General features: G+C 66.4%; 19 protein-coding genes. 16 read left to right on the top strand and 3 right to left on the bottom strand.

Annotated elements, in window-relative coordinates; all coding sequences use genetic code 11:
- The first annotated feature begins 59 nt into the window (after nt 1-59).
- The 4 genes from KA261_04955 (at nt 60) to KA261_04970 (ending at nt 6,049) form a co-directional block, all read left to right on the top strand.
- Nucleotides 60-2,444, top strand: coding sequence for an Hsp70 family protein (locus KA261_04955; protein ID MBP7697138.1), 2,385 nt, complete (start codon nt 60-62; stop codon nt 2,442-2,444).
- A gap of 8 nt (nt 2,445-2,452) precedes the next feature.
- Entirely contained in the window at nt 2,453-3,712 is a 1,260-nt protein-coding gene (locus KA261_04960; protein ID MBP7697139.1) for an AAA family ATPase, read from the top strand.
- A 1,277-nt stretch (nt 3,713-4,989) separates the two neighbouring features.
- Entirely contained in the window at nt 4,990-5,184 is a 195-nt protein-coding gene (locus tag KA261_04965) for a hypothetical protein (GenBank protein MBP7697140.1), read from the top strand.
- Between the two features lie 16 nt (nt 5,185-5,200).
- Entirely contained in the window at nt 5,201-6,049 is an 849-nt protein-coding gene (locus KA261_04970) for a hypothetical protein (protein ID MBP7697141.1), read from the top strand.
- A gap of 208 nt (nt 6,050-6,257) precedes the next feature.
- Here the strand turns inward: KA261_04970 and KA261_04975 are convergent, their stop codons facing one another.
- Nucleotides 6,258-7,331 (bottom strand): hypothetical protein, encoded by a 1,074-nt coding sequence (locus KA261_04975; protein MBP7697142.1) that lies wholly within the window; start codon nt 7,329-7,331, stop codon nt 6,258-6,260.
- Nucleotides 7,332-8,075: 744 nt separating this feature from the next.
- Between KA261_04975 and KA261_04980 the strand changes: the two genes are divergently transcribed.
- From KA261_04980 to KA261_05015, 8 genes are all read left to right on the top strand, one after another.
- Nucleotides 8,076-8,696: a 4Fe-4S dicluster domain-containing protein gene (locus tag KA261_04980; GenBank protein MBP7697143.1), complete on the top strand. Its 621-nt coding sequence runs from the start codon at nt 8,076-8,078 to the stop codon at nt 8,694-8,696.
- The gene (locus KA261_04985) at nt 8,693-9,592 is read left to right on the top strand and encodes a CoB--CoM heterodisulfide reductase iron-sulfur subunit B family protein (protein ID MBP7697144.1); all 900 of its coding nucleotides are present in this window, start codon (nt 8,693-8,695) and stop codon (nt 9,590-9,592) included. The genes KA261_04980 and KA261_04985 overlap by 4 nt, the downstream gene beginning before the upstream one ends.
- Entirely contained in the window at nt 9,582-11,582 is a 2,001-nt protein-coding gene (locus tag KA261_04990; protein ID MBP7697145.1) for a CoB--CoM heterodisulfide reductase iron-sulfur subunit A family protein, read from the top strand. The genes KA261_04985 and KA261_04990 overlap by 11 nt, the downstream gene beginning before the upstream one ends.
- Nucleotides 11,575-12,090, top strand: coding sequence for a hydrogenase iron-sulfur subunit (locus KA261_04995; protein MBP7697146.1), 516 nt, complete (start codon nt 11,575-11,577; stop codon nt 12,088-12,090). The genes KA261_04990 and KA261_04995 overlap by 8 nt, the downstream gene beginning before the upstream one ends.
- Nucleotides 12,087-13,073 carry an oxidoreductase gene (locus KA261_05000; protein MBP7697147.1) on the top strand — a complete coding sequence of 329 codons (987 nt, stop codon included), beginning with the start codon at nt 12,087-12,089 and terminating at the stop codon, nt 13,071-13,073. Before KA261_04995 ends, KA261_05000 begins: the two co-directional genes overlap by 4 nt.
- Nucleotides 13,070-14,539 (top strand): Ni/Fe hydrogenase subunit alpha, encoded by a 1,470-nt coding sequence (locus KA261_05005; protein ID MBP7697148.1) that lies wholly within the window; start codon nt 13,070-13,072, stop codon nt 14,537-14,539. Before KA261_05000 ends, KA261_05005 begins: the two co-directional genes overlap by 4 nt.
- Nucleotides 14,539-15,054 (top strand): hydrogenase maturation protease, encoded by a 516-nt coding sequence (locus tag KA261_05010; protein ID MBP7697149.1) that lies wholly within the window; start codon nt 14,539-14,541, stop codon nt 15,052-15,054. Before KA261_05005 ends, KA261_05010 begins: the two co-directional genes overlap by 1 nt.
- A 352-nt stretch (nt 15,055-15,406) precedes the next feature.
- Nucleotides 15,407-16,402, top strand: coding sequence for a hypothetical protein (locus tag KA261_05015; GenBank protein ID MBP7697150.1), 996 nt, complete (start codon nt 15,407-15,409; stop codon nt 16,400-16,402).
- A 40-nt stretch (nt 16,403-16,442) separates the two neighbouring features.
- On the opposite strand, the gene KA261_05020 is transcribed toward KA261_05015, so the two are convergent.
- Nucleotides 16,443-17,672: a DUF1028 domain-containing protein gene (locus KA261_05020; GenBank protein MBP7697151.1), complete on the bottom strand. Its 1,230-nt coding sequence runs from the start codon at nt 17,670-17,672 to the stop codon at nt 16,443-16,445.
- A 140-nt stretch (nt 17,673-17,812) separates the two neighbouring features.
- Between KA261_05020 and KA261_05025 the strand changes: the two genes are divergently transcribed.
- Together KA261_05025 and KA261_05030 are read left to right on the top strand one after the other, a co-directional pair.
- Nucleotides 17,813-18,769 (top strand): DUF362 domain-containing protein, encoded by a 957-nt coding sequence (locus KA261_05025; protein MBP7697152.1) that lies wholly within the window; start codon nt 17,813-17,815, stop codon nt 18,767-18,769.
- Nucleotides 18,766-20,460: a 4Fe-4S binding protein gene (locus tag KA261_05030; GenBank protein MBP7697153.1), complete on the top strand. Its 1,695-nt coding sequence runs from the start codon at nt 18,766-18,768 to the stop codon at nt 20,458-20,460. Before KA261_05025 ends, KA261_05030 begins: the two co-directional genes overlap by 4 nt.
- A 48-nt stretch (nt 20,461-20,508) precedes the next feature.
- On the opposite strand, the gene KA261_05035 is transcribed toward KA261_05030, so the two are convergent.
- Complete coding sequence (locus KA261_05035) at nt 20,509-21,162, bottom strand: XylR N-terminal domain-containing protein (protein ID MBP7697154.1); 654 nt, start codon at nt 21,160-21,162, stop codon at nt 20,509-20,511.
- A gap of 188 nt (nt 21,163-21,350) precedes the next feature.
- Between KA261_05035 and KA261_05040 the strand changes: the two genes are divergently transcribed.
- Together KA261_05040 and KA261_05045 are read left to right on the top strand one after the other, a co-directional pair.
- Nucleotides 21,351-22,469, top strand: coding sequence for a dipeptidase (locus KA261_05040; GenBank protein ID MBP7697155.1), 1,119 nt, complete (start codon nt 21,351-21,353; stop codon nt 22,467-22,469).
- Between the two features lie 222 nt (nt 22,470-22,691).
- On the top strand, nt 22,692-24,953 hold the full coding sequence (locus KA261_05045) for a trypsin-like peptidase domain-containing protein (protein MBP7697156.1): 2,262 nt from the start codon (nt 22,692-22,694) through the stop codon (nt 24,951-24,953).
- The last annotated feature ends 49 nt before the right edge of the window (nt 24,954-25,002 follow it).

The following is a 25,002-nucleotide window of genomic DNA, read 5'->3' on the forward strand; positions in this document are numbered from 1 at the left end:
GAGCAGCGCCCCGCTCCGGCGGGCGAACAACCGAACCTGTGACAAGGGGACCGGGACATATGAGCGAGCATTTTCTCTCCGCCCTGCGGGCGCAGCTGCGCGCGCACGGGCAGGCGCCCCTGCGCGTCATCGGCATCGACCTGGGCACCACCAACTGCACGGTCGCGGAGATTGTCGCCGACGGCGCGGCTGAGGATTTCGAGCCGCGGTGTATCGAGATCGAGCAGGAGACGCCGTTCCAGGGTGAGTACACGCACATCCTGATACCCTCGATCGTCGCGCTCCACGGCGGCCGCGAGTATGTCGGCGAGGGGGCCAAAAGGCTGCGGGCCGGCCTCGCCGGCCCGGAGACCGGCCTGGAGCGCAATCGGACGATATTCTGGGAAGTGAAGAACGAGATGGGGATCCAGCGCACCTACGCGCGCGCGCCGGAGGGGTATCGCGGCGCGGCCGAAGTGAGCGGTCGGATTCTGCGGTTTCTGGCCAACAGGTACCGGGCGGACCACGGGGAGCCGCGCAAGGCGGTGGTGACGGTGCCGGCTTCGTTCCAACAGCCGCAGCGAGAGGATACGCTCCGGGCGGCCAAGCTGGCGTCGATGGAACTGGCCGGGGGCGACCTGCTCGATGAGCCGCTGGCCGCCTTTGTCGACTTCTGGATGCGCGGGGAATTGGCGAAGGCTCTTCCGCGCGGAGAGGGCAATGTCCTCGTGTTCGATTTCGGCGGGGGCACTTGCGACACGGCCGTGGTGAAGGTCCACGCGGGGGACGCCGCGGGCCACCTGAGGGCCTCCCCGCTCTCAGTGTCGCGCTACTACCGCCTCGGCGGCGGCGACATCGACCTGGCGATCTTCTACGAAGTCCTCCTCCCGCAAATAATGGAGCAGAACGGATTGAGCGAGCGCGACCTGGATTTCGGCGTGAAGAAAAACCAGCTCGAACCCGCGTTCCTCGGCATTGCCGAGTCGCTCAAAGTAGGTCTATGCACGCAGGTGCGGCGTCTCAGGGAGCTGGCGCGGGGCGCCGAACTCCCGATCGAGCCGGTCCAGAAATTGCCGGCGACGGAGCGCTGCCGGCTCACCAACGGCCGGGAGATCACTCTGCAGTCCCCCGCCCTGACACTTCCGCAGTTTGAGGCTGTGCTGGAGCCGTTTCTGGACCGCACCTTCGTGTTCCATCGCGAGACGGAGTACCGGTTGACCTGTTCGATCTTCGCGCCGCTTGAGGATGCCCTCGACCGGGCGGAGCTCGACGCGCGGGAGATTGATTGCTGCCTGCTGGTGGGGGGCAGCTCGCTGATCCCGCAAGTGGCCGATGCCCTCCGCAGTTACTTTGAACCCGAGAAAGTCGTCCTGTACTCGCACCCGGATCAGGTGCAGTCGGCGGTGGCGCGGGGCGCCGCCGCGCAGGCGCTCTCGCTGGCCGTCCTCGGCCGGGGGGTGCTGCAGCCGGCCTCGCCCACGGGCGTGTGCATCCGAACAACCGCCGGGAAGATGCAGTTGATTCCGCCTCACAGCCCCCTGCCGTACCCGGCGGCAGGCGAATGGGCGATGAATACCAACCTGGCTCTGCCCAAGCGGCTGAGCCAGACTGAACGCGTAGTCCGGATCGAACTCATCGGGACCGATGATTCGCTCATCCAACGCTGGACCTGGTTGGTGCCCCCGGCAGCCGCTCCCGGCGAACCGTTGACCCTCCAGTACTGCATGGACGAGAATCAGGTGATCCGGTACCGGTTGGACTTGGAATCGGGAACCGGTCGGGAGGGTCTCACCGGGAGCACCGAGAACCCGATCCATAACGTGGTCAACCCCGACCTCAAGCGAATCAGGATTCTCGAACTTGAGGAGTGCCTCCGGACCTCGCTACCCGCCGGAGAGCAACAGGAGGAAATGGTGGTCGAAATCGCCAACTTGAGCCGGGAGCTTCGCCAGTATGACAAGGCACGCTACCTGCTGGAGAGAGTTCTCCGCACCCGGGGCGGCGGCGACATCGGGGTTCTCAATTACCTGGGCATAGTGTGCGGCGAGCAGGGTGACCGCCAGGCGGAGGAGAAGTACTACAGAGAAGCCGCCCGGCTTGGTTCCGATGCCGCTCAATTCAATCTCGCCTACTTCTACCGCGACCACGGTTCGCTGGCGAAAGCCGCCGAGGCGATTGAACGCCTGGTCGAGCGGTTCCCCAAGGGTCCGTATTTGGTGCTCAAGGCCGACATTGCCGAACGGGAGGAGCGGATTTACGAGAGCAAGCGCGCTTTGGAGATGGCCAGGAAGGCGTTTGGGCCGGTGAAATCGCTGAGCGACTGGGAACTGAGTTGGTACGAGCACGGCGCCAAACTTGCCGGCGACGAGGCGGCGCAGGAGATGGTTCGGGCGGAGAGGAAACGGCGGCGGCGCTCAAACGCCCCCGAACCGAGCGGACTCCTTCCAGAAATGAGGGAGGCCTAGTTTGTGCCATGGGCGTCTGGCTGGTACCTGAAAGCGAACTGACACCCGATCAGATTCGAGCGGTCCAATTGCCGACCGACGGCCACAAGGTTGTTTCCGGTCCCCCGGGATCGGGCAAGACCCTGGTGCTTGTTCATCGCGCGCGGTATCTCCTCGACTCAAAGGGAATCACCGGCGGGCAGCTCCGCCTGTTTGTCTATACCCGCACCCTTCGCGACTACATCCAGTCGGCCCTCAAACTGCTGGGTATTGCCGACGAATGCGTGCTCACTTTTGACGCGTGGTGTCGATCCTTCTATCTTTCGTGCGTGGGCAACCCACCCCCTAGGGATGAGGTTAATGGCCAGCTTGACTTCAGGGAGATCCGACGTGCTGTTCTCAGAGCGCTCGAGACTGCACCGGTAGCACCGGTTTACGATTATGTGCTGGTCGACGAGGGTCACGATCTCGACGAGATTTCCTACAAGATCCTCGTCCGGATCGCCCGCCACATCACTGTCTGTATGGACAGGAAACAGCAGATCTATGACGATGGTGCGGCCGAGGAACGGGTGCTTCACATACTCGGGCTGCCCAAGCGCAGCGTTGCTCTCCTTGAGGCGTATCGCTGCTGCCCCTACATCACCCGCCTGGCCGCGACCCTCCTGGACCGCCAGGAGCGACAGCCGTATTTGGGGCAAATGCGGACCGAGCAGGTGGAGAGGGAGAAGCCGCTGCTGTTCATCGCCAATGCACAGGAAGCGGAGCTTCACGAGCTCGCGCGGCAGATCAGGGAGCGCCAGAGGGTACAGGGCAGGAATGACGGCGGTGGCGGGAGCATCGCTATCCTGTTTCCCCAAAAGCGCATGGTCTTCGGATATGCGAACGCGCTGGCCGATCTCGGCGTACAGGTTGAAGTGCACCTGGACCGGCCCGCCCAGCAGGCCAGATATGAAATGGTTGATTTCCGGAACAATCTCCCCAAGATACTGACTTACCACCAAGCGAAGGGGCTCACATTTGATTCGGTGTTTATGCCGCGCCTGGTCGGTTACGCGTTCAAACGAGTATCTGAACCGCGCTTGCGCCGGCTGCTGTTCGTCGGAATCACACGGGCCAAGAGCTGGGTTTATATGAGCACGGAGGACTCGCGGATGCTCCCATGCCTCAACGCGATCTGCGATGAGTCCGGAGACTTTCTGGCTGTCCGATATTCCGGCGGGAATGACGGGCCGAAGCCGGACACTGACAGCGGTGAGGAAGACGGGTTGGCGAACCTCTTCACCTGAGTGACTCTCGGCACGGCCGACAACCGGCTCGGGCGGTGGAGACGCGCCGGCGCCGGAGTGCTTCCGCTTCCTTGACGGCCTCGGATTCCGCACGGTTGTGTGAGGCGACCCTTTCGCCGGGCCGGCTTTCGGCGCCGCGCGCGTGGGCTGCGTCATCTGCGTCAGGCCTGACGCACCCTGTGACGCACCTGCGCGCCGGTAACTCGTTTCCCCTCAACACGATTTTTGCCGCTGCGTCGCGCTGCGTCACGAACTGCGTCACAAGACAGATCCATCCGGCCGTTCACACTCTTCGCACGGCGCCTCTCTTTCGCGATAACTCACCTACACAGAATGCGATAGCGAATTCGTGACAGCGCCGCCCGCCGATTGGCACGCCGGTTGATATAACTGAGCGCAGCAGGCGCGCACACGAGCCGCAGCTTCAACATCACCTCCCGGCTGCCTCGCTGTGTCGACGCCTGGCTGACCATACTTAACGCGAAAGGTCTCCGTCGCCGGGCGGGCTTCCAAGCGAGCCCGACTCAATCCGGAACCCGCCCGGCCCGGGACCTTAACCGCCGGCGGAGGATACGTTCCGGCCGGGTGTTTCGGCCGATGCGTCATCTGATGGCGCGCCGCGGTCAGCGCTCCCGCGGGAGCGCGGCAACCTGGTGCTCACAGGCAGACAAACCCCTTTGGGAGAGAGGGGGTAAGGCTCACATGAGGAGGAACACAAACCTAGATTGAAAGCGATGGAGGGCCAATGAGACCGGACGGGTCGCATGGGGAGAGGCGACCGGTCGGGAGCGCGGGGCGGCAGGCACAGCACTTCGCGCAGCCGCCATCGGCTCCGCCGAATCAGCCAGTATCTCACGCGAGAGCCACTGGGAGTGTTCCCTCTCATTTGAGCGCGTGTAATCCTCGTGCGGCCGGGGCGGGCTCTCGGCGGCAGTGCGCCCACACCAACCGCCGACGCCCCCCCGGCCCGAGGAAAAAAGGAGGAACGAGGTCGTTCACTGGAAACGGAATCAGCAAGAGACGATCGCCAGGGCGGCGCTGACTGAGTCGCGGGCCTCAGCCTGACCTTGCGTTCACTCCCCTCGACCGCCGGCGCGGAGGCATAGCCACATGAGTCAAGGGATGAACGCGACGACGCGAGGGATGCGGGTCCGCGGGCCAAGGCCGGTTGACTCGGTGCCCGGCCGAAGTTCCGTCGTGCAGCGGAGGCTTGATCACCTTTAACCCGAGGTTTATCAAGGCACTGAACGAGGTGGTTAAGTCGGCTGTTGCTCTTTATGCTAGTGCCGGCGTTGTCGGCCTTTGTGGTGCCGCTGCCGGCGACGGCGGAAGGCCCGTTTGATCCACACATCGACAGCCGGCCAGGCTGTCACGGCTGTTTCACCGAGACCGGGTGCATCTTTTTCGCCTTCTTCTGCAGCGGGTTGGTTATGATCATCGACTGGGCCCATGTGAGCCTGATGGCGTACTAACCTGAGGCGGGTTCGGATGGAACGGGGAAGCATGAACTACTGGCTGATCGGCTATGAACAGAAGCGGTCCTACCAGGGCAACCTGCTGAGGGCGCTGCTGAGCACGGCGCTTCTGTTTATCGGCCTCGGTGTGCTGATCCGGTTCGCGGAACCGGGTGCGGAACGCCGGGTGTCCTGGTCCGACCGTCTGTTGGGCGGGGTTGCGGCCGAGACGGCGGCGATCCAGCCGACGGGCCGGGGCGGCGGAGCCGGCGGCGGGCAGGGCGCCTCCCACGCGGCACCCTTCCTGCGGGGCTACGTCGGCCCGGTTGTGATCATCCGGGACGCCCCGAGCACGATCCGACCGGCGGTAGCGGTGCTGCCCGGACCATCCGAACCCGATCCTTTGCCGTCGCCGGTGCCGGGCGAACCGGGCTGGGGAGGCGACTTCGCCGGCCAGGGGGACAATCCGTTTGGCCTGCCGGCGAGCGAACCCTACCTCCCCCCGGTCGGCAACGGCTTCGACGGCTTCGACGGCTTGGGCGGTGACGGGCTGAACTGGGCGCCGGCGATCCGGATTCGACCGGCGGGCTGGCCCATGGACGCCGATAACGTGCCCCGTGTCGACTCCGGCGTCGTCTGGCTGACGCTGACGATCCATGCCGACGGGCGGCTGAGCTTCGTGGTCGATTCGGCGTACCCGGAGGCACGCGGATTCGTGCCGAATGTCGAGTGGGCCCTGATACAGAGCCGGGTGGAACCGGCGCTCCAGGCGGGGGAGCCGGTGGCGACGACCTTCGCCATGACCTACATCGTGCGCCGGGGCGGGGTGGAAAGCGTTGTTCACAGCAAGACCGGCTACGTGCGGGGGTTTGTGGCGGAGTGAAAAAATACCGGCCTGTAACCGGCCGACCTGTTGCGTCTACAAAAACGCCCGGTGAGTCACTTCACCGGGCGTTCGTTCTCCTGATTGACGGGCAATTCGCGCTGTTGCCTCAGGCCGCGGGTTCACGTCGGCCGGGAGCCTGCCGGCCCGGGTTTCTTCCCGCACCGCCGGTGAACGCCGCGCGGGCGGCCGCCGGTGCGAACCGGCGCTAGTCGGCGGTCGGCGACACCACCGAGGTGGAGTCCGGGCAGTCGACGATCCAGATTCCGCGCAGCGGCAGGGCGGGCGGAGTCGGAGCGCTGAGATTGCCGAAGATCCCGGCCATGCATCCCTCGCGCCGCGGCTCGCCGCCCATCTCATAGAACACGAAACGGCCGCGAAACCACCCGTGGCCGGCCCCGCAGGTCGGACACATCCGCGGGTCGTCGTACTGCCAGATGCCGCTCACCTCGCCGATGACGACATCGAGCAGCACGCCGCTGATCGAGCCCGCGTAGACGCGGTCCCCCTCCGGGGTCTTGCGATAGACTGCAGACATGACACCGATCGGGGTGTTGGTGCGGTCATACCAGAGGCCGCTGAAATACCCGCTGTCGCCCGTGTTGCTCTGCAGCGTCCATTCGCCGGAGATGAAACCGCGGGGGCAGGCGTGGTGCCAGATCCGGCGGGCCTTGACGGCAACGACATGGGTGTGGCCCACGATGTAGAAAGCGGTGAAGCGGGTCAGTTGGTCGCGGGTGAGCGCAAGCTCGCACAGCGGGGTTTTGAACCGGACCCTGGCGTTCGCGGCGGCGTCGCTCTCAGGGTCGAGAAACACCAGGAACGACAGCCCATCGAGATCCCCCTCGGTGAACGACGTCCACAGGGCGGTTGGGGAACTTGCGGACGGCAGCACTGAATCCTGGCCGGGCTCGAAATCAATCACGGCGACGACGTCAAGCAGGCCAGCGGCGTTTTCGATCGCCAGCGATCCCGACCAGTCGGTGGGCGGAACAACCGCCGCGGGCCCAAGCGGGAATTCTCCCCACACGAAAGTGACAGCGTAGGCATCCCAGGCCGTCCAGGGAAGAGCGCCCGGCCCCGTGAATTCGGGATAGCGCAGCGCGGCCGACGCGACATCGCCCTGGTCCGCCGCATGGCGGTCGAGGACGGCGGCGACCGCTCCCGGCATCTCGCCCGGCCGCATGGCCGACTGGTCCGGCGCCGACGGACGCTGCCCATCCCGGCTGCACCCGGCCGCGCTCAGGGCCGCGAGCACCACAAACAGGAGCACACGTTTCATGATGGTCACTCCCTCCGGTTACGATTAGTTCAGCGCGACTGCGAACTTGACCATGTCGGACTCCCGGTGAACCCGGTCGTCGGACCCTCCGGTCGACGACGGGGGAGGTAAATCGACATTACCTGTCCACAAAATAGCGGTCCCGGCAATGTCGGACAAGCGATAAACGCGCCGCCGCGCGCGATGAGGGTGACAGAGACCGTCGGAGCGCGGTGGCGAGAGCGAAATTTGAGTGAAACTGCCGACTTTGTGGTATTTCGGTTGCCCTCAATTTGCGCCGGTCGGAGGAATGCCCGGTTTGTCTTGACACGGTAGATCAGAGTGTCTATCTTGCAACTAGTTAAAGAGGATGCAATCAACATGTGGTGGCATTCCGGCCGCACTTCATCGACCCGCCCGCTCGGGTTGGCTTCTTCCCTCGCCGGCCCCCTTCGGGAGACCAGCGGCGGGGGTGAGATGCGCCCGGCGGACCATACCCGACGGAACCCAGCATTGTCGACGTGGAGCCGTGCGCATGCGACGACCGGAGAATCCGGCCGTTGCGACGGCCGCTTTTGCGTGCCCGTGCTTGTGAACCAGTTCACAAGCTTCGGAGCGACTCGTCGACCCGCGGGGACCGGAGCGCGGGGCGGTCCGGCGGACTGAGGCGCCGGTCGAAATGACGCCATGAGTGAACCGCCGCCCGCGGCCCGGCCTTCGAACCGACCCCGCCGCGCCGCAGCGGACCAGAGGAGACCGAACGATATGGAAAAGTGGCAAGGTTGGGACAAGATTCGCTACGAGTCGGAGCTTGACCACCACTTCGCCGACGAAATCGCCTCGATTCCGGGCGGCGACAAGCTCTTCCGCTGTATCCAGTGCGGAACATGCAGCGGCATGTGCCCGCTGAGTTCCTACATGGATTACACCCCCCGTCAGATTGTCGCGATGATCCGTGCGGGCTTTCGCGGCGAGGTGCTGTCGAGTTACACGACCTGGCTGTGCGCCTCGTGTTACGCCTGTACGGTCGAATGTCCTCAGGAGATCAAGATCACCGAGATTATGTATGCGGCCAAGCGGCTGGCGATTCGCGGCGGCATGCACCCGAAGCGTTTTCCCAGCCAGGTGCTCGCGACCGAGTTTTTCCGCGGGGTGGAGCGCAAGGGCCGCAGCAACGAGGGGCCGCTGCTGGTGCGGCTCTTTCTGAGGACCAACCCGTTCAAGATGTTCGGCAACACCGGGCTCGGGCTCGGCCTGTTCCGGCGGGGACGCCTCTCGCCCAAGCTTGAGTCGATCAAGCGAACCGGCGAGCTCCACACCATGCTCGCCGCGATTGAGCAGGAGCGCATGGTCCGCCGGACGGAGACAACGGAGGCGACCGCATGAAATACCTCTACTACCCCGGGTGCTCGCTGAAGAGCACCGGCAAGTCCTACGAGGAATCGATCCTCGCCGTGTTCTCCGCTCTGGGGCGGCCGCTCGAGGAGCTGGACGACTGGAACTGCTGCGGGGCGACGGCGTACATGTCGATTTCGGAGATGAAGGCCTTTGCGCTCTCGGCGCGCAATTTCGCGATCGCCGAGCGCCAGGGAGACAGCGACACGCATCTCGTCGTGCCCTGCGCGGCCTGCTACCTCGGCCTGAACAAGGCCCACCGCTATCTCGACGAGCACCCCGACATACGCAAGACCATCCAGAGCGCGCTCGCCGCCGCCGGCCTGAGCTACGAGAACGGGATCAAGGTGCGCCACCCGCTCGACGTGCTCGCCAACGATGTCGGATTGGAGGCGATCAAGGGAGCGGTGACCCGGCCGCTGGCCGGGCTGAAGGTGGCCTGCTACTACGGGTGCCAGCTCGTGCGGCCTTATGCCGACTTCGACGACGCCCATGAGCCGATGGTGATGGACCGGCTTATCACGGCGCTCGGCGGCACGCCCGTGGCTTGGCCGCTGAAGACGCGCTGCTGCGGCGGCTCGCTCACCGGCACGGTGCCGGAGGTCGGACTGCGGCTGAGCTACGTTCTGCTGCGCGAGGCGCAGAAGCGCGGCTGCGACGTGATTGCCACCGCCTGCCCGCTCTGCCAGTTCAACCTCGAGTGCTACCAGCCGAAGATGAGCCGGATGTACGAATCGCGGGTGAACGTCCCGGTCGTCTACTTCTCGCAGCTCATGGGGACGGCGTTCGGGCTCGACCGGCGCCCGCTCGGGCTGCAGCGGCTGTTTGTCCCGTTTGCGTACCGCGAACCCGCGGCCGCGGTGGAAGGAGGCGCCCATGTCGGCTGACCAGTCCTCGAACGGCACGCCCAAAGTCGGCGTCTACGTCTGCCACTGCGGGATCAACATCGCCCACACGGTGGACGTGAAAGCCTGTACCGATTTCGCCGCCTCGCTCCCGTACGTCACGGTGGCGAAGGAGTACAAGTTCATGTGCTCGGACCCGGGGCAGGAGATCATCCAGCAGGATATCCGCGAGGGCAAGGTGAACCGGGTGGTGGTGGCCTCGTGCTCGCCGCTCATGCACGAGAACACTTTCCGCAAGGCGACGGCGGTGGGGGGCGGCAACGCCTTCATGTTCCAGATGGCCAACATCCGCGAACACGTGAGCTGGGTGACGCTGGATACGGCGATGGCGACGGAGAAGGCGAAAGCGCTCATCGCGGGGGCGGTCACCCGCATCGTCCGCCACGTCCCGCTCCAGCGCAACCGCGTGCCCGTGCACCCCGACGTGATGATCGTCGGCGGCGGCATCGCCGGCATCCACGCCGCGCTCACGATGGCGGACGCGGGCAAGAAGGTCTACCTCGTCGAACGCGAGCCCACTATCGGCGGCCACATGGCCAAATTCGACAAGACCTTCCCCACCCTCGACTGCTCCGCCTGCATCCTCACCCCCAAGATGTCGGCCGTCCGGTCGCACCCCAACATCACCCTCTGGACCTACGCGGAGGTGGCCGGGGTCGAGGGATTCGTGGGGAATTTCAAAGTGAAAGTGCGGCGCAAACCGCGCTACGTGATCGAGGAGCAGTGCGTCGGCTGCCTCGACTGCATTGACGCCTGCATCTACAAGACGGCCAAGGTGCCCGACGAATTCAACGTCGGGCTGAGCAAGCGCAAGCCGGTGTACATTCCCTTTCCCCAGGCCACCCCGCTTGTCGCCGTGATCGATCCGGAAACCTGCATCGAGTTCAAGACCCACCGGTGCAAAAAGAGCTGCCTGGAGGTCTGTCAGAAGAACGCGATTGATTTCAGCCAGACGGAGAAGATCGAGGAGGTGCCGGTCGGGGCGATCATTCTCGCGACCGGGTTCAAGACCTTCGACGCCCGGCGGATCGCCCGCTATGGCTACGGCAAGTACCCGAACGTCTACTCCAGCCTCGAGATCGAGCGGATGGTCAACGCGGCCGGGCCGACCGGCGGCGAGGTGACCATGCCGGACGGCGCCAAACCGAAAGCGGTCGGCATCGTCCACTGCGTCGGTAGCCGCGACGCCCACACCAACCGCTACTGCTCGCGGGTGTGCTGCATGTACTCGCTCAAGCTCGCCCACCTGATCAAGGAGCGGACGGGCGCCGAGGTCTACAACTTCTACATCGACATGCGGACGCCCGGCAAGGGGTACGAGGAGTTCTACGACCGTCTCCTGCAGGAGAACGTCCACTTCATCCGCGGCCGGGTGGCCGAGATCTCGGACTGGGCGATGAGCGCCGAGGAGGAGGGGAAGCTCACGATCCGGGTGGAGGACACGCTGGTCGGGGCGGTGCGGCGGATCCCGGTCGACATGGTCGTTCTGTCGGTCGGGCTGGAGCCTCAGGCGGACGCCGACGAGGTGCGGCGGCAGTTCAACATCAGCTGCAGCACGGAGGGGTGGTTCCTCGAGCGCCATCCCAAGCTGGCGCCGGTGTCGACGTTCACCGACGGGATCTTTCTCGCGGGAGCCTGCCAGGGTCCCAAGGACATCCCCGACTGCGTCGCCCAGGCGGGCGCCGCGGCGGCCGAGGCCCTGGCGCTCATCGACCGCGGCCACGTCGAACTGGAACCGAACACCGCCTACTCGCAGGAAGAACTCTGCTCGGGGTGCCACACCTGCATCGCCCTGTGTCCCTACAGCGCGATCGTGTTCGACAAGGCGAAGAACGCCGCGATCGTCAACGGCGCGCTCTGCAAGGGGTGCGGCACGTGTGTGGCCGCCTGTCCCTCGGGCGCCCTCCAGCAGAACCTCTTCACCGACGAGCAGATTTTCGACGAAATCAAGGGAGTGCTGAGCTATGTCTAAGACCGAATCGAGCCGGAAGGAATTCGAACCGCGGATTGTCGCGTTCTTCTGCAACTGGTGCACGTATACGGCGGCCGATCTCGCCGGCACGGCCCGCATGAAGTACGCCGGGAATGTCCGCGTGATTCGCACCATGTGCTCCGGACGCCTCGATCCGCAGTTTGTCTTCGCCGCGCTGCGGCAGGGGGCGGACGCGGTTCTCATCGGCGGCTGCCACCCCGGCGACTGCCACTACCAGGAGGGGAACTACAAGGCGCTCCGGCGGGTCGTCCTCATGAAGCAGTTCCTCGCGGCCATGGGAATCGAGCCGGAGCGCGTCCGCCTGGAGTGGATCGCCGCCTCCGAGGGGGACAAGGTCCAGCGGGTGATCAACGAGATGACCGAGGCGGTCCGGGCGCTCGGTCCGCTTCGCCTTGAACAGCGGACCCTGCTCCACGCGGCGGAACTGCCCGCCGGGCAGGCCGGGCGCACCGCGGAGCCGGCCGGGGCGGAAGGAGGACGGCGATGAGCAAGCCGAAAGTCGCGTTCTACTGGTGCGCCAGTTGCGGCGGCTGCGAAGAAGCGGTCGTCGACCTCGACGAGGCCATTCTCAAGGTCGTCGAGGCCGTCGACATCGTCTTCTGGCCGGTCGCCCTCGATTTCAAGCGCACCGACGTTGAGGCGCTGCCCGACGGGTCGATCGCGGTCAGTTTCATCAACGGCGCCGTGCGCAGCTCCGAGCAGTTCGAGATGGTCGAAATGCTGCGGCGCAAATCGCAACTGGTGGTTGCGTTCGGAAGCTGCGCGCACCTCGGCGGCGTGCCGGGACTCGGCAATCTGTACCGGCGCGAAGAGCTGACCGCCACCGCCTACCGCGAGGTGCCGAGCGTGAACGGCGGCAACGGCGTCGAGCCCGCGGTGTCCTCGACGGTGCCGGAGGGAACGCTCACTCTGCCCGAGCTCTGGAAGACGGTCAAGACGCTCGACCAGACGATCGCCGTGGACTACTTTCTCCCCGGCTGTCCGCCGCCGGTGAAGCTGATTCTCGGCGCGGTGGAAGCGATCCTCGCGGGGAAGCTCCCGGCCAAGGGGAGCACGCTCGCGCCGGACATGGCGCTGTGCGACGAGTGTCCCCGCAAGGAGACCAAGCCGGAGAAACTGACGGTGAAGGAGTTCCACCGTCCGCACGAGATTCTCATCGATCCCGAGCAGTGCCTGCTCGCCCAGGGGCTCCTGTGCCTCGGGCCGGTCACGCGCCAGGGCTGCGGCGGCGCCTGCACCAAGGTCAGCATGCCCTGCACCGGCTGCCTCGGGCCGACCAGCCGGATCACCGATTTCGGCGCCAAGGCGATGTCGGCGATGGCCTCCATCATCGAGGCGAAAGACGACGCCGGCATCGAAGCGACGCTCGCCAGGATCGTCGACCCCGCCGGCACTTTCTTCCGCTACAGCCTGCCGGCCTCGCTCCTCCACCGGAAGTATGAACCCGAAACCACGCGGGGGATGAAATGACGACGACACGACGGGTGACAATAGACCCGATCACGCGGCTCGAGGGGCACGGCAAGATCGACATTCTCCTGAACGACCGGGGGGACGTCGACCATGCCTATTTCCAGGTGCCCGAACTGCGCGGGTTCGAGCGGTTCGCCCACGGGCGTCCGGCCGAAGACATGCCGCAGATCACCTCCCGCATCTGCGGCGTCTGCCCGACCGCCCACCACATGGCCTCCACGCGGACGCTCGACGACCTGTACAAGGTGGAGCCGCCCCCGGCCGCCCACAAGGTGCGCGAGCTGCTCTATAACATTTTCTTCGTCGAGGACCACGCCCTGCACTTCTTCTACCTCGCGGGGCCGGATTTCGTGGTCGGGCCCACCGCCCCCAAGGCCGAGCGCAACATCATCGGCCTGCTCGGGAAAGTGGGGATCGAAGCGGGCAAGAAGGTGATCGGGATGCGGCGGGACCTGCGGGAGCTGATGGTGCTGGCGATGGGGAAAGCCGCCCACCCGGCCTTCGGTCTGCCTGGCGGCATCTCCCGGCCGATCCCGCCGGAGCACCAGAAGGCGTTCATCGAGGTGTGCGAGCGGGCGGTGGAATTCGCCCAGTTCAGCCTGAAGGTGTTCGATGACGTCGTGCTGGCGAACAAGACGTACGTCGACTACATCACCTCCGACACCTACACTCACCGGACCCACTACATGGGCCTGGTCGACGCCCACAACCGCCCCAACTACTACCGCGGCGAACTGCGGGTGGTCGGTCCCGACGGCCGCGAGGTGTGCAAGTTCCCGGTGGCCAAATACCTCGACCACATCGCCGAACACGTCGAGCCGTGGAGCTTCATGAAGTTCTCCTACCTGAAAGATGTCGGGTGGAAGGGGTTCGTGGACGGTCCCGACAGCGGCATCATCGCGGTGGCTCCGCTGGCCCGGCTCAACGCCGCCGAGGGGATGCCGACGCCGCTGGCGCAGAAAGCCTTCGAGCGGTTCTACCAGACGTTCGGCGGGCGGCCGGTGCACCACACGCTCGCCAATCACTGGGCCCGCCTGATCGAGCTGCTGTGCGCCGCCGAGCGGGCGCGCGAGCTGTCCCGCGACCCCGAGATCGTGAGCAAGGATGTGCGGGTGCTCCCGACCAAGACGCCGAGCGAGGGGATCGGCGTGGTCGAAGCGCCGCGCGGCACCCTCATTCACCACTACCGGACCGACGAGCGGGGCGTGATCAAAATGGCCAACCTCATCGTGGCGACCCAGAACAATGCCGCCCGGATCTCCCTGTCGGTGGACAAGGCCGCGCGCGGCGTGATCTCCGGCGGCCGCATCGACGACGGCGTCCTCAACCTCGTCGAGATGGCCTTCCGGGCCTACGATCCGTGCAACGGCTGCGCCACCCACACCCTTCCGGGGTCGATGCCGCTCGTCGTGCGCGTGTACGACGCCGCCCACAACCAGGTTCAGGAGATTCGGCGCGACTGATGATGAAACCGGTTGTCATGGGCATGGGGAACGAGCTGTTCGGCGACGACGGGTTCGGCATCATCGCCGCCCGCCGTCTGGCCCCCCTGGCGGGCGAGGCCGCCGATGTGATCGAGTGCGGCGCCGCCGGTCTGGCGCTGCTGGACCCGCTCATCGGGCGTCCCCGGGCCGTGATAATCGATGCGATTTGCACGGGGCGGCAGGCCCCGGGCACGATATATCGGGTCAGTCCGGCAGACTTGCGGGACATAACCAACCTCTCACCGCATTATGCCGGACTGCCCGAGGTCATTCGCATGGCGCAGCGGCTGGAGCTGCCGATACCCGACACGATCGATATCATCGCGATCGAGGCGGCGGACATCACGACCATGGGCGCCGGTCTGAGCCCCGCGGTCGCGGCAGCTCTCGAACCGGTCGTCGCCCTGGCGGTCGAGCTCCTGTTGGGCGGGCGGCGGACGGGCAGCCCGGCGGCGGACGCGCAGGGGATCTCCGCGGCCGGCACACACGTCTGAAACCCGCGCCCGCGCGGCGGGGCGGGCGGCGGTTTTTTTTATTTTCCGCTTGACACGGCGGCGGGGAACATGTACCGTTAAGCTCCAGAATGTATTATTTCCGCACAGATCAAAGCGTTTCCTCATCGGCGGCCGGGGCGCGCTTGCGCCCGGTCCGCGACCGCAGCCTATGCGCCTGCCGCTGAAGAGACCGGACCGGCGCCCGACGGGCCGCCCTGCGGCAAGGGCGCGCGAGGCGGTCCAATGACCGCCGCCCGCGCCGCGGGGGTTTTCTTTCCCGCACGCCAACTATCGGCCACCCGGCTTTCCGGGCGGCCTTTTTTTATCACCGCCGTATGCCATGGAGGCCCGTATGCGTCACCACGCTGTCCTGCAGGGCACGTATGCCCAGACCACGCTTCTGCGTTCCGCGCTTTTGAAGGCCGCCCGCGCCTGGTTCGAGCGCGAGCACTTTCTTGAGATCTGCGTCCCCCACATCACCGGCGCCACCGGCTCGTGCGAGTGGTTCCCCAACGCCATGCCGGTCACCATGTACGATCCCGCGGGCGCCGAGACGCCGATGTTTCTCCGCCAGACCGGCCAGCTCTACCTCGAGGCGTTCACCCAGGCCCACAACCGCGTCTATACGATCGGACCGTCGTTCCGCCAGGAGCGCAAAGTGACCGACCGCCACCTGTGCGAGTTCACCCTCATCGAGTTCGAGGGGCGCGACTTTGAGCTGGACGGTCTGATGAACCACATCGAAGGTTTGGTCAAGACGATGTACCGGGCCGCTCGCAGGGTCATGCCGACCGACCGGCTCACCCGCTACATCCGGTCTCCCTTCAACCGCATCACCTACCGTGAGGCGGTTCGGCTCCTTTGCGCCCGCGGCCACGGGCTGACTTACGGCGACGACCTCGGGAGCGCCGAGGAGAAGGCGCTGTGCGCCCACCTCGGCGGTCTGCCGACCTTCGTCACCCACTACCCGGCCGATCCCAGGCCGCGGCCCGGCGGCGTGATCAAGTTCTTTTCGATGAAGCGGCGGGAGGGCGAGACGCTCTGCTGCGACCTGCTTCTCCCCTTCGTCGGCGAGTCCGTCGGCGGGGCCGTGCGCGAGGGATGCGCCGAGACCTGCCGCCGGCAGTTCCGCGAATCGTACATGTACGACCACATCGTCGGCGCCGGGATCGACCCGCGGCAGTTCGACTGGTACTTCGAGGTGCTCTCGCACGGCACCGGCCAGAGCGCCGGGTGCGGCATCGGATTCGAACGCGTCGTGCAGTCGATTCTGGCCACCCGCCAGCAGGAGGTGACCATCAAGGGGGCGGTGGAACTCCCCCGCTCGCCCGATTTTCTTGTCCCCTGACGACCGTCCTGCTGACGGCCCGCGCCGGGGAGGCGGCCGGCTATTCGCAGATCGGCGGCGGACCGCCGGCGAACAGGTACGCCACGATGTACGTGACGTCGCTGATTTTCACCTGCCCGTCCCCGTTCATATCGGCGGAGGAGGGGAAAGCGGCTCCCGGACCGCCCCGGAACTTGAAGTTCACAAAGAACGTCAGGTCGGAGACCTTGATGCTGCCGTCGCCGGTCACATCGCCGCAGTAGTAGTAGGTGACGGCCGGGCGGGAGTGCAGTTCGGTGACGAAATCATAGTAGGCCCCCACGGTCACGGTGAGGGTATCGTCGGGGGCGCCGTAGAGGGGGGCGGTCAGGACACACGCGAAGGTTCCGTCGCCGTTGTCGGCGACCGCGCTCAGAACCGCCTGGCCCGTCGTGCCCACCCGCACCGAGTCGATCCGGACCGGGGGCGCCCCGGCCCAGTTGCGCGGAGCAATGGTGATGACCGTCGACGCCTGCCCGTCGCCGTCGAGCGCAGTCTTCCCGATCACCACCGTCGAGGAATCCGGGTGGGCAGCCTGGCGCAGACGCCAGGTGTCGAACTGGGCGTGCAGAACATCGATCGGGTCGGTCGATCCGGTAGTGGTGGGGACGATCTCCTGGAGGAAAGGCGTGCCGCCGTCGCCCGGCCGCACGACCTTGATGAATGCCGAGATCGCCGACTTGCCGGCGAAGATGCAGCGGTTGTCCGCCCCCGGCCGTTTGGCCGCCTCCATCGCCGCCATCAGTTTCGCCTCCAGCGGGCCGTCAGTTCCCAGAAACGCCGTCTCCATGTCGGCGATCACCTCCGGCCCGAGGAGGATGTTCCCCTGGACAGCGTAGCCGGGGCCGGTGAGGTGACCGGCCCAGTCGCTGGTAGCGCTGCCGGTGTAGGCGGCCGAGGCGCCGGATCCGGCCAGGGTGACGACGCCGTACTGGCGGTATTCGGGCGTCCCTTCGACATCGTTCTGAACGAGCAGGAGGATAATCGAATCGGGCGTCAATCCCTGGGCGAGCAACTGGTGGGCGTAGTTCTTGTTGCCCTGCAGCCAGTAGGCCTGGGTGTGGACCGCGCCGATCGATTCGATGATGTCATCGATGATGAAGCAGTTGTCGATGCAGGAGGCTCCGGCGCCGCCAATGACGCCGTTGACGGTATCGACGGCCACGATTGAAAACGTCGCTTCCGCCGGGGCGGCGGCTCCCGCGACGAGGGCTGCAACCGCCCACGCGGCCGACACCAGTCTCCGATTCATACGCACTCCTGGGCAAGCGGACGGTGATGGGACCTTTTCTCCAATATGCGCGGATTTCGCGATTCGTCAAGGCCTCTTCTTGCCGCGCGCGTTCCCCCGGCGTATATTGGCGGAAAAGGTCGGGTGACCGAGGGATCTTCATGGAGCGACGCGAGTTCCTCAAGCGAACGGGCCGGGCGATGGTGCTGGCGGCCGCCTCGGGCGGCATCGGCGTCCTCTTCCACAACCGCAACGCCGCGGGTTACAGACCGCTCGCGGTGTTCGACCGCCGGTTCACGGTTTTCGGCGACCCGGCCTGCCCCGCGGTCGCTTTTGCCCGCCACCCCGACCCCGAGCACGCCCTGGACGCCGCCCTGGCCGCGGTCGGCGGGATCGGCCGTTTCGTCAAGCCGGGAGAGACCGTCACCCTCAAGCCGAACGTCGGGTGGGACCGCACCCCGGAGCAGGCAGCCAACACCAGCCCGGCGCTGGTGGCGGCGATGGTCCGTCGGTGCCTGGGCGCGGGGGCGGCGGCGGTCGTCGTCACCGACATGTCGTGCAACGATCCCCGGCGGTGTTTTCTCCGTTCGGGCGTGCGCGATGCCGCGGCGCAGGCCGGGGCCCGCGTTACCATCCCCGCCGCCGGCGACTTCGTCGAGGTGGATCTCGACGGCGAGCTGCTCACCGCCTGGCCGGTCCTCCGGGCGCTCCTGCACACCGACCGCCTCATCAACATGCCCATCGTGAAGCACCACTCCCTCACCGCCTGTACGATCGGGCTGAAAAACCTCTACGGGATTCTGGGCGGGATGCGCCACCGCCTCCACCAGCAAATCGACCAGTCGCTGGTGGATCTCACCCGATTCTGCACGCCGACTCTGACGGTGATCGACGCCACCCGCGTGCTGCTGCGCAACGGGCCGCAGGGGGGATCGACCGATGACGTGGCGGTTGAGAACGCCGTTCTCTGCGCGACCGATCCGGTGGCGGGCGACGCCCGCGGCTGCGAACTGCTCGGGCTGACGGCCGACCGTGTCCCCCACCTGCTCCGGGCGGAGGCGGCCGGGCTCGGGCGCATCGACTACCGGAATGCCGGTTACCGGGACGTGACGGCATGACGATCGCGGCCGTCCGCCACCTCCGCCGCGCCAGCCAGGCGCTCTTCTTCGCGGCGTTTTTCTGGCTCATTCTCAAGACCACGTTCGAGGCGGATTTCCGGGCGACGGGCGGCGGGGAGATCCGTCTGCCCTACCCCGTCTCGATCGGGCTGGAGCTCGATCCGCTGGTCGGCCTGGCCAACCTGCTGGCCAACGGGACGGTCTACTCCGGGCTGCTGCTCGGGCTGGTGGTGTTGCTTCCGACGATCTTCTTCGGCCGCTTCTTCTGCGGCTGGGTCTGCCCGCTCGGGTCGCTCAACCACTGGCTGTCCGAGGTGCGCTCCGAGCGCGCGGCGAACCGGGGGGCCCGGAAGATCGAGGCCAACCGGTACCGCGGCTACCAGCGCATCAAGTACTATCTCCTGCTGGTTTTTCTGGGCGCGGCGCTCGCGGGCGTACTCCAGATCGGTCTGCTTGATCCGATCGCCCTGCTGGCCCGCTCGCTCGGCACGGTGGTTCTGCCGGCGCTGCACGTGGCGGCCGAGGGCGTACGGGACGCGGTCGCGGCTGTCGGCTTCGCGCCGCTGACGAACGCGGCGCAGCGAGTCTACGATACGCTGGGGCCGCTGGTGCTGCCCTTCCGCCCCCAGTTTTTCCATGCCCTCCTGACGATCGGGGCGCTGTTTGTGGCGATCCTGTGGCTCAACCGGCTCTTCACGCGCTTCTGGTGCCGGGGAATCTGCCCGCTCGGTGCGCTGCTCGGGCTGTTCTCGCGCTTGGCCGTTTTCGGCCTGGAAAAAAACGCCGCCTCGTGCGACCACTGCAACAAGTGCCTGCTCCACTGCCAGGGGGCGGACAACCCGGATGTCGGGAGCGCCTGGCGGCAGGAAGAGTGCGTGCTGTGCCTGAACTGCCAGGCAGCCTGTCCGCACGGGTCGCTCCGCTTCCGGTTCTTTCCCCGGCTGGAGGGGACGCGCGACAACCCGGCGCCCGTCCGGACGCCGCACCTCACGCGGCGCAAAGTGCTCGGGTCGCTCGCCGGCGGGCTCGCCCTGTTCCCGCTCTTCCGCGCCGGCGACGCCTTCTCGGCCAATCCCAACCCCCTCCTCATCCGTCCCCCCGGCGCCCCGCCCGAGGACGACTTCCTCGCCCGCTGCATCCGTTGCGGCCAGTGCATGCGCGTCTGTCCCAACAACGCCCTCCACCCGACTCTCCTCGAGAGCGGTTTCGAGGGGTTGTGGACGCCGGTCCTGATCCCGCGCATCGGCTACTGCGAGCCGAGCTGCACCCTGTGCGGCCAGGTCTGCCCGACCGGCGCCATCGAAGAGCTCACCCTCAGCGAGAAAGTGGGCGACCGGGCGACCCCGGGCGTCCATATCGGCACCGCTTTTGTCGACCGCGGCCGGTGCCTGCCCTGGGCCATGGCCATTCCCTGCATCGTGTGCGAGGAGTGGTGCCCGGTGTCGCCCAAAGCGATCTATCTCCGGGAGGAGATTGCCTACGACCGGAACGGGGACGCAGTGAATGTCAAGCGGCCCTTTGTTGATCCCGCGATCTGCAACGGCTGCGGGGCGTGCGAATTCGCCTGCCCGGTGGCGGATCAGGCGGCGATTCGGGTGAGCTCGGTGGGGGAATCGCGCTCGAGAGAAAACCGCATTCTGCTGGACCGTCGCCCCGCCCGCCGGGAGCCGTCCGGACCGCGCGCCAACTGACGCATTCGCGGCGGCCCCCTCCCATGTCGGCCCGGCGGAGAGTCTTCGCTAGCGGCTTGCCCAGAACACGCTGAGCGCCTCGATCATCGGCCGGCCCTCTTCCCCCCACAGGTCGGGGGGCTGGACTTTCCACCCGCAATGCGGATCACCCTTGCCGATGCAGGTCGGTTCCATCGCCAGCACCGGCCAGCCGCAGAAGGCCGAGCACCAGCCCGTGGCGTAGCCGGTCAGAGTCCAGCAGACCGACTGCGGGCTCGGCGGGTTGAAAGCCAGGTGCTGCTCCGCCTCCCAGGAGTTGGTCCAGATGCCGGCGAATTGGAATTCCCGGCTGTGCCTATCGAAGCGGATCTCGGTCGGGGCGGCCTTCACAATCCCCTCGTAGGTGTGCAGCACCGGTCCGGCGCACAGGAGGTCCATCTCATCGGCGAACTCGAAGTTGTGCCGGATCTGCATGAAGTCGGAGTAGCCGTGCTGGTAGCCGAACCGCAGGAGAAAGTCGCGGGCCTGCGCCCAGCCGAGAGTGTCGAGGAGGTTCTGGCGGAGCATGCCGATCGCGTTGGCGTCGAGGATCAGGACGCGGCTGTCGCGAAAGAGGGTGCGCCCGGTGTCGGGATGGAAGCTCAGTTCGCGGGAAAGGTCGAACCCGGCCTCGCCCGCGGGCGGCGCGCCGGCGGCCGCGCGGCGGAGGCGTTCCCCCCGCACAGTGACCCAGCCCTCCCGCCGGCCCGCCTCCTGGGGCCGTCGGCCGCGGGCGGCCGGCCGGTTTCTTTTGGTCGAAACGATGTCCACGCCTCTCTTATCGGCTCCCGATAGGCCGAATTTGACTCCGGCCCCGACGGAACTTGCCTGACGCTCCATTTCTGTGTAATCTTGGCTCCGGAAAGGACGTTATGAACAACAGCGATCAACTCTTCACCGCCGATCTGCACTGTGACACGATTCACCGGATCCTCCAGGGCGCCGATTTCTCCCGGCGCAATGAGATCGGACACCTCGATCTTCCCCGCCTGATCGAAGGCGGAATCGATCTGCAGGTATTCGCCTGTTTCACGGAGTCGTTCATCGAGGCGAAGGACCGGGTCCCGCTGGTCCACCGGATGCTCGACGGGCTGCACCGCACCGTGGAGGCCCATGGGGAGAAGGTCGCCCTCGCCCGGACCTCATCCGAGGCCGCGCGCAACCGCGCCGCGGGCAAAATCAGCGCCGTCTTCTCGATTGAAAACGGACTGGTGCTCAACGACAACCTGGACACTCTCCGGCAGTTCTATGAGCGGGGCGTCCGAAGCCTGACCCTGACCCACAACGTCTCGAGCGCGTGGTGCATTTCCTCGGCCGATGAGCACCCGGCGTTCGACGGTCTGACTGCTTTCGGACGGGAGGTGGTGCGGATGATGGACGAACTCGGCATGATCGTCGACCTCTCCCACGCGGCCCCGTCGGCGGTGGCGGCCGTACTGGAGATCGCCACCCGGCCGGTGATCGCCTCCCACTCGTGCGTCCGCGCTCTCTGCGACCACCACCGGAATCTCACCGACGAGCAAATCCGGGGAATCGCCGCGACCGGCGGCATGGTCGGCATCAACTTCCTCTGCGATTTTCTCTCCCCAGCCTGCCGCGACGCTTCCGCCGCCTACATCAACGCCCACTATGATCTGGGCAGGAGATACTGGCTGCTGTTCACGGCCGAGTGCGGCGCCGAGGAGTACGCGGCCCGGCGGGCGGAGCTGCAGCCGTTTCTTGCGGGCTGGGAGCAGGTCGTGCGGGCCACGGGGGTCGATGTGGGGGTGGTGGCCGACCACATCGACTACATTGTCCGCCTGGTCGGCCCGGACCATGTCGGCCTGGGGTCGGACTTCGACGGGATCACGTTTGCCCCGGCCGGCCTTGAGGATTGTGCGAAAATGCCGCGTCTGGCCGACGAACTGCGGGGGCGGGGATATTGCCGGGAAGACCTAGCTAAGATCATGGGGGGCAATTTCCTCCGCGTTTTCCGCGAAGTCTGCGGCTGACCCGACCGGAACCCCCGGCCCCCCTTTTCGGTTGAACACCACGGCGGCCCGCGTTATATTAAGGGCAAGTCGGGATCCGCGCCGACGACCTGGTCTTCTCACCGGCAACCGTCACGTGTACCGCGGGTTTACAGATTTCAAAACCGTTCGATAATGTATAGGAACAAGGCACTTGCCGGCGGATCGCGGCCGGCGTCGTCGGACCACCATCGGAGGATTGCCGTGTCTCTTCATCGATCCGCTCGCCGCGCGGCTCTGCCGCTCTTTTTCGGACTGCTTCTCGCCGCTCCCTATGTTTCCGCACAAATCAGCGAAGGGGGAACGCCTCCAAGCCGGATGGTCCGCGCCGGCGCTCTTGCCGCCGCAACCTCCCTCCCCACCGTGGATACCGGACCCGTCGATGTCCCGGCCCTGCTGGCGGAGGATGCGGCCGAACAGGACAAGGGCGTCCCGTTCCGTTTCGGCTACCCCTTCGAGACGGTCTGCGACCTGACCAATTCCGGGCAGTGGGACACGCTCTCCGACGGCGGCCGGCTCTGGCGGCTCCGCATCGTCGCTCCCGGCGCGTACTCGATCAATTTGGTGTATCGGAAATTCTGGCTGCCGCCGGGCGCAAAGTTCTTCGTGTACAGCGAGGACTACCGATACGTCATCGGCGCCTTCACCGAACGCAACAATAAGGAGTACGGCGAGTTCGCCACCCAGCCGGTTCCCGGATCGGTGAGCATCCTTGAATACTACGAACCCCCGAACGCCCCTGAGCCGGGGATCATCAGCCTCCAGCGGATCGTCCACGCCTACCGGGATATCTTCGCGACGGCGACGATGAAAGAGGCGGCCGGATTCGGCGGGTCCGGTTCATGCAACAACAACGTCAACTGCCCGGAGGGGGATCTGTGGCAGGACGACAAACGGGCGGTGGCGATGATCCTGACTTCCGGCGGCTACCGGATCTGCACCGGCGCGCTGGTCAACAACGTGCGCGAGGATCTCACCCCATACTTCCTCACCGCCAACCACTGCCTCGGCGGCGAGAGCACGTGGATCTTCATGTTCAACTACGAGAGCCCCTCCTGCGCCAACATCGACGGCCCCACCTGGATGACCGTGCAGGGATCGGTCCGCCGCGCGAACTACTCCAGTTCCGACTTCGCGCTCCTGGAGCTGCTCGAACAGCCGCCCGATTCCTACAACGTGTACTACGCCGGATGGTCGGCCGTCGACGTGGCGGCGCAGAGCGCGGTCGGCATTCACCACCCCTCCGGCGACATCAAGAAAATATCGTTCGACTACGACGCGGTGGTGAGCGCCAACTACGCGGGCAGCACCGGGGGGACGCACTGGCGGATATTGCAGTGGGACGACGGCACGACCGAGCCGGGTTCCTCCGGTTCCCCCCTGTTTGATTCGCTGACCCACCGCATCGTCGGCCAGCTCCACGGCGGCACAGCCTCGTGCGCCAGTCTGACCTCCGACTACTACGGCAAGGTGGCGCGGTCCTGGACGGGCGGGGGGACCTCGACGTCGCGCCTGAGCGACTGGCTCGATCCCGACAACACGGGGACGCTGGCGGTCGACGGTCTTGACCCGGCCGGCGTCGCTTTCACGGCCGATCCGCAGCTCGGCGATGCGCCGCTGGCGGTGCAGTTCACCGGGACGTCGCTTTTGGATGTCGACACGTGGGCCTGGTCGTTCGGCGACGGGGACTCGGCCTTCGTCCAGTCGCCCGGCCACGTGTACGCGGCGCCCGGGCTGTACGACGTGTCGCTGCAGGTGACGGCGGGCGCCGAGAGCGCGCGCCGCGAACGCGCCGACTACATCGCCGTCCTCGCCGATACGCTCCGCGCGGATGACCGGTCGGTCCCGCGGTTCTCCGAGGTCGAATTGGCGGTCTTTGCCGCGAATAACCTTCCCCTCTCCGAGATCCGCATCCCCGTTACTTTCGCGGGGACGCTCGACCTGACTCTGGACTCGCTGACCACCTCGGGCTGCCGGACCGACTACTTCGCCGTCCGCGGGTTCATCGACCTCAACAATTCGCTCAAGCAGGGAACCGTTCAGCTCGTGAGCGCCCCCTCCGGTTCCTCGCCGCTTCCGCCCGGCAGCGGCCCGGTAGTGAGACTCTGGTTCACCACGGCCGGGGCGGCCTCGGGCGACTCGGCGGTCGTCTCGTTCAACGGCTACGGCTCGTTCACCCCCCGCTTCGTCAGCAGCATCGCCGCCTACGCGCCCAAGACCGTCTCGCCGGTCCTCGTCTACCAGAATTGCTGCGTCGGGACCCGCGGCGACGTCGACAACAGCGGCTCCCTCAACGTCACCGATCTCACCTTCCTGATCTCGTATCTGTTCCGCGGGGGGCCCGAGCCGGCGTGTTACGAAGCGGGCGATGTCGATCTGTCCGGGATCGTGGCGGTCGCCGATGTGACTTACCTGATTGCCCACCTGTTCCGCGGCGGGTCCGCGCCGTACCCGTGCTCATCGTGAGGTGGGCGCCGCCGGTCCCGTGTCTGCGCGCGGCGGGTGCTGAAGCCGG

The organism is Candidatus Zixiibacteriota bacterium (assembly GCA_017999435.1).
In the GTDB taxonomy this organism is placed as follows: domain Bacteria; phylum Zixibacteria; class MSB-5A5; order GN15; family FEB-12; genus JAGNLV01.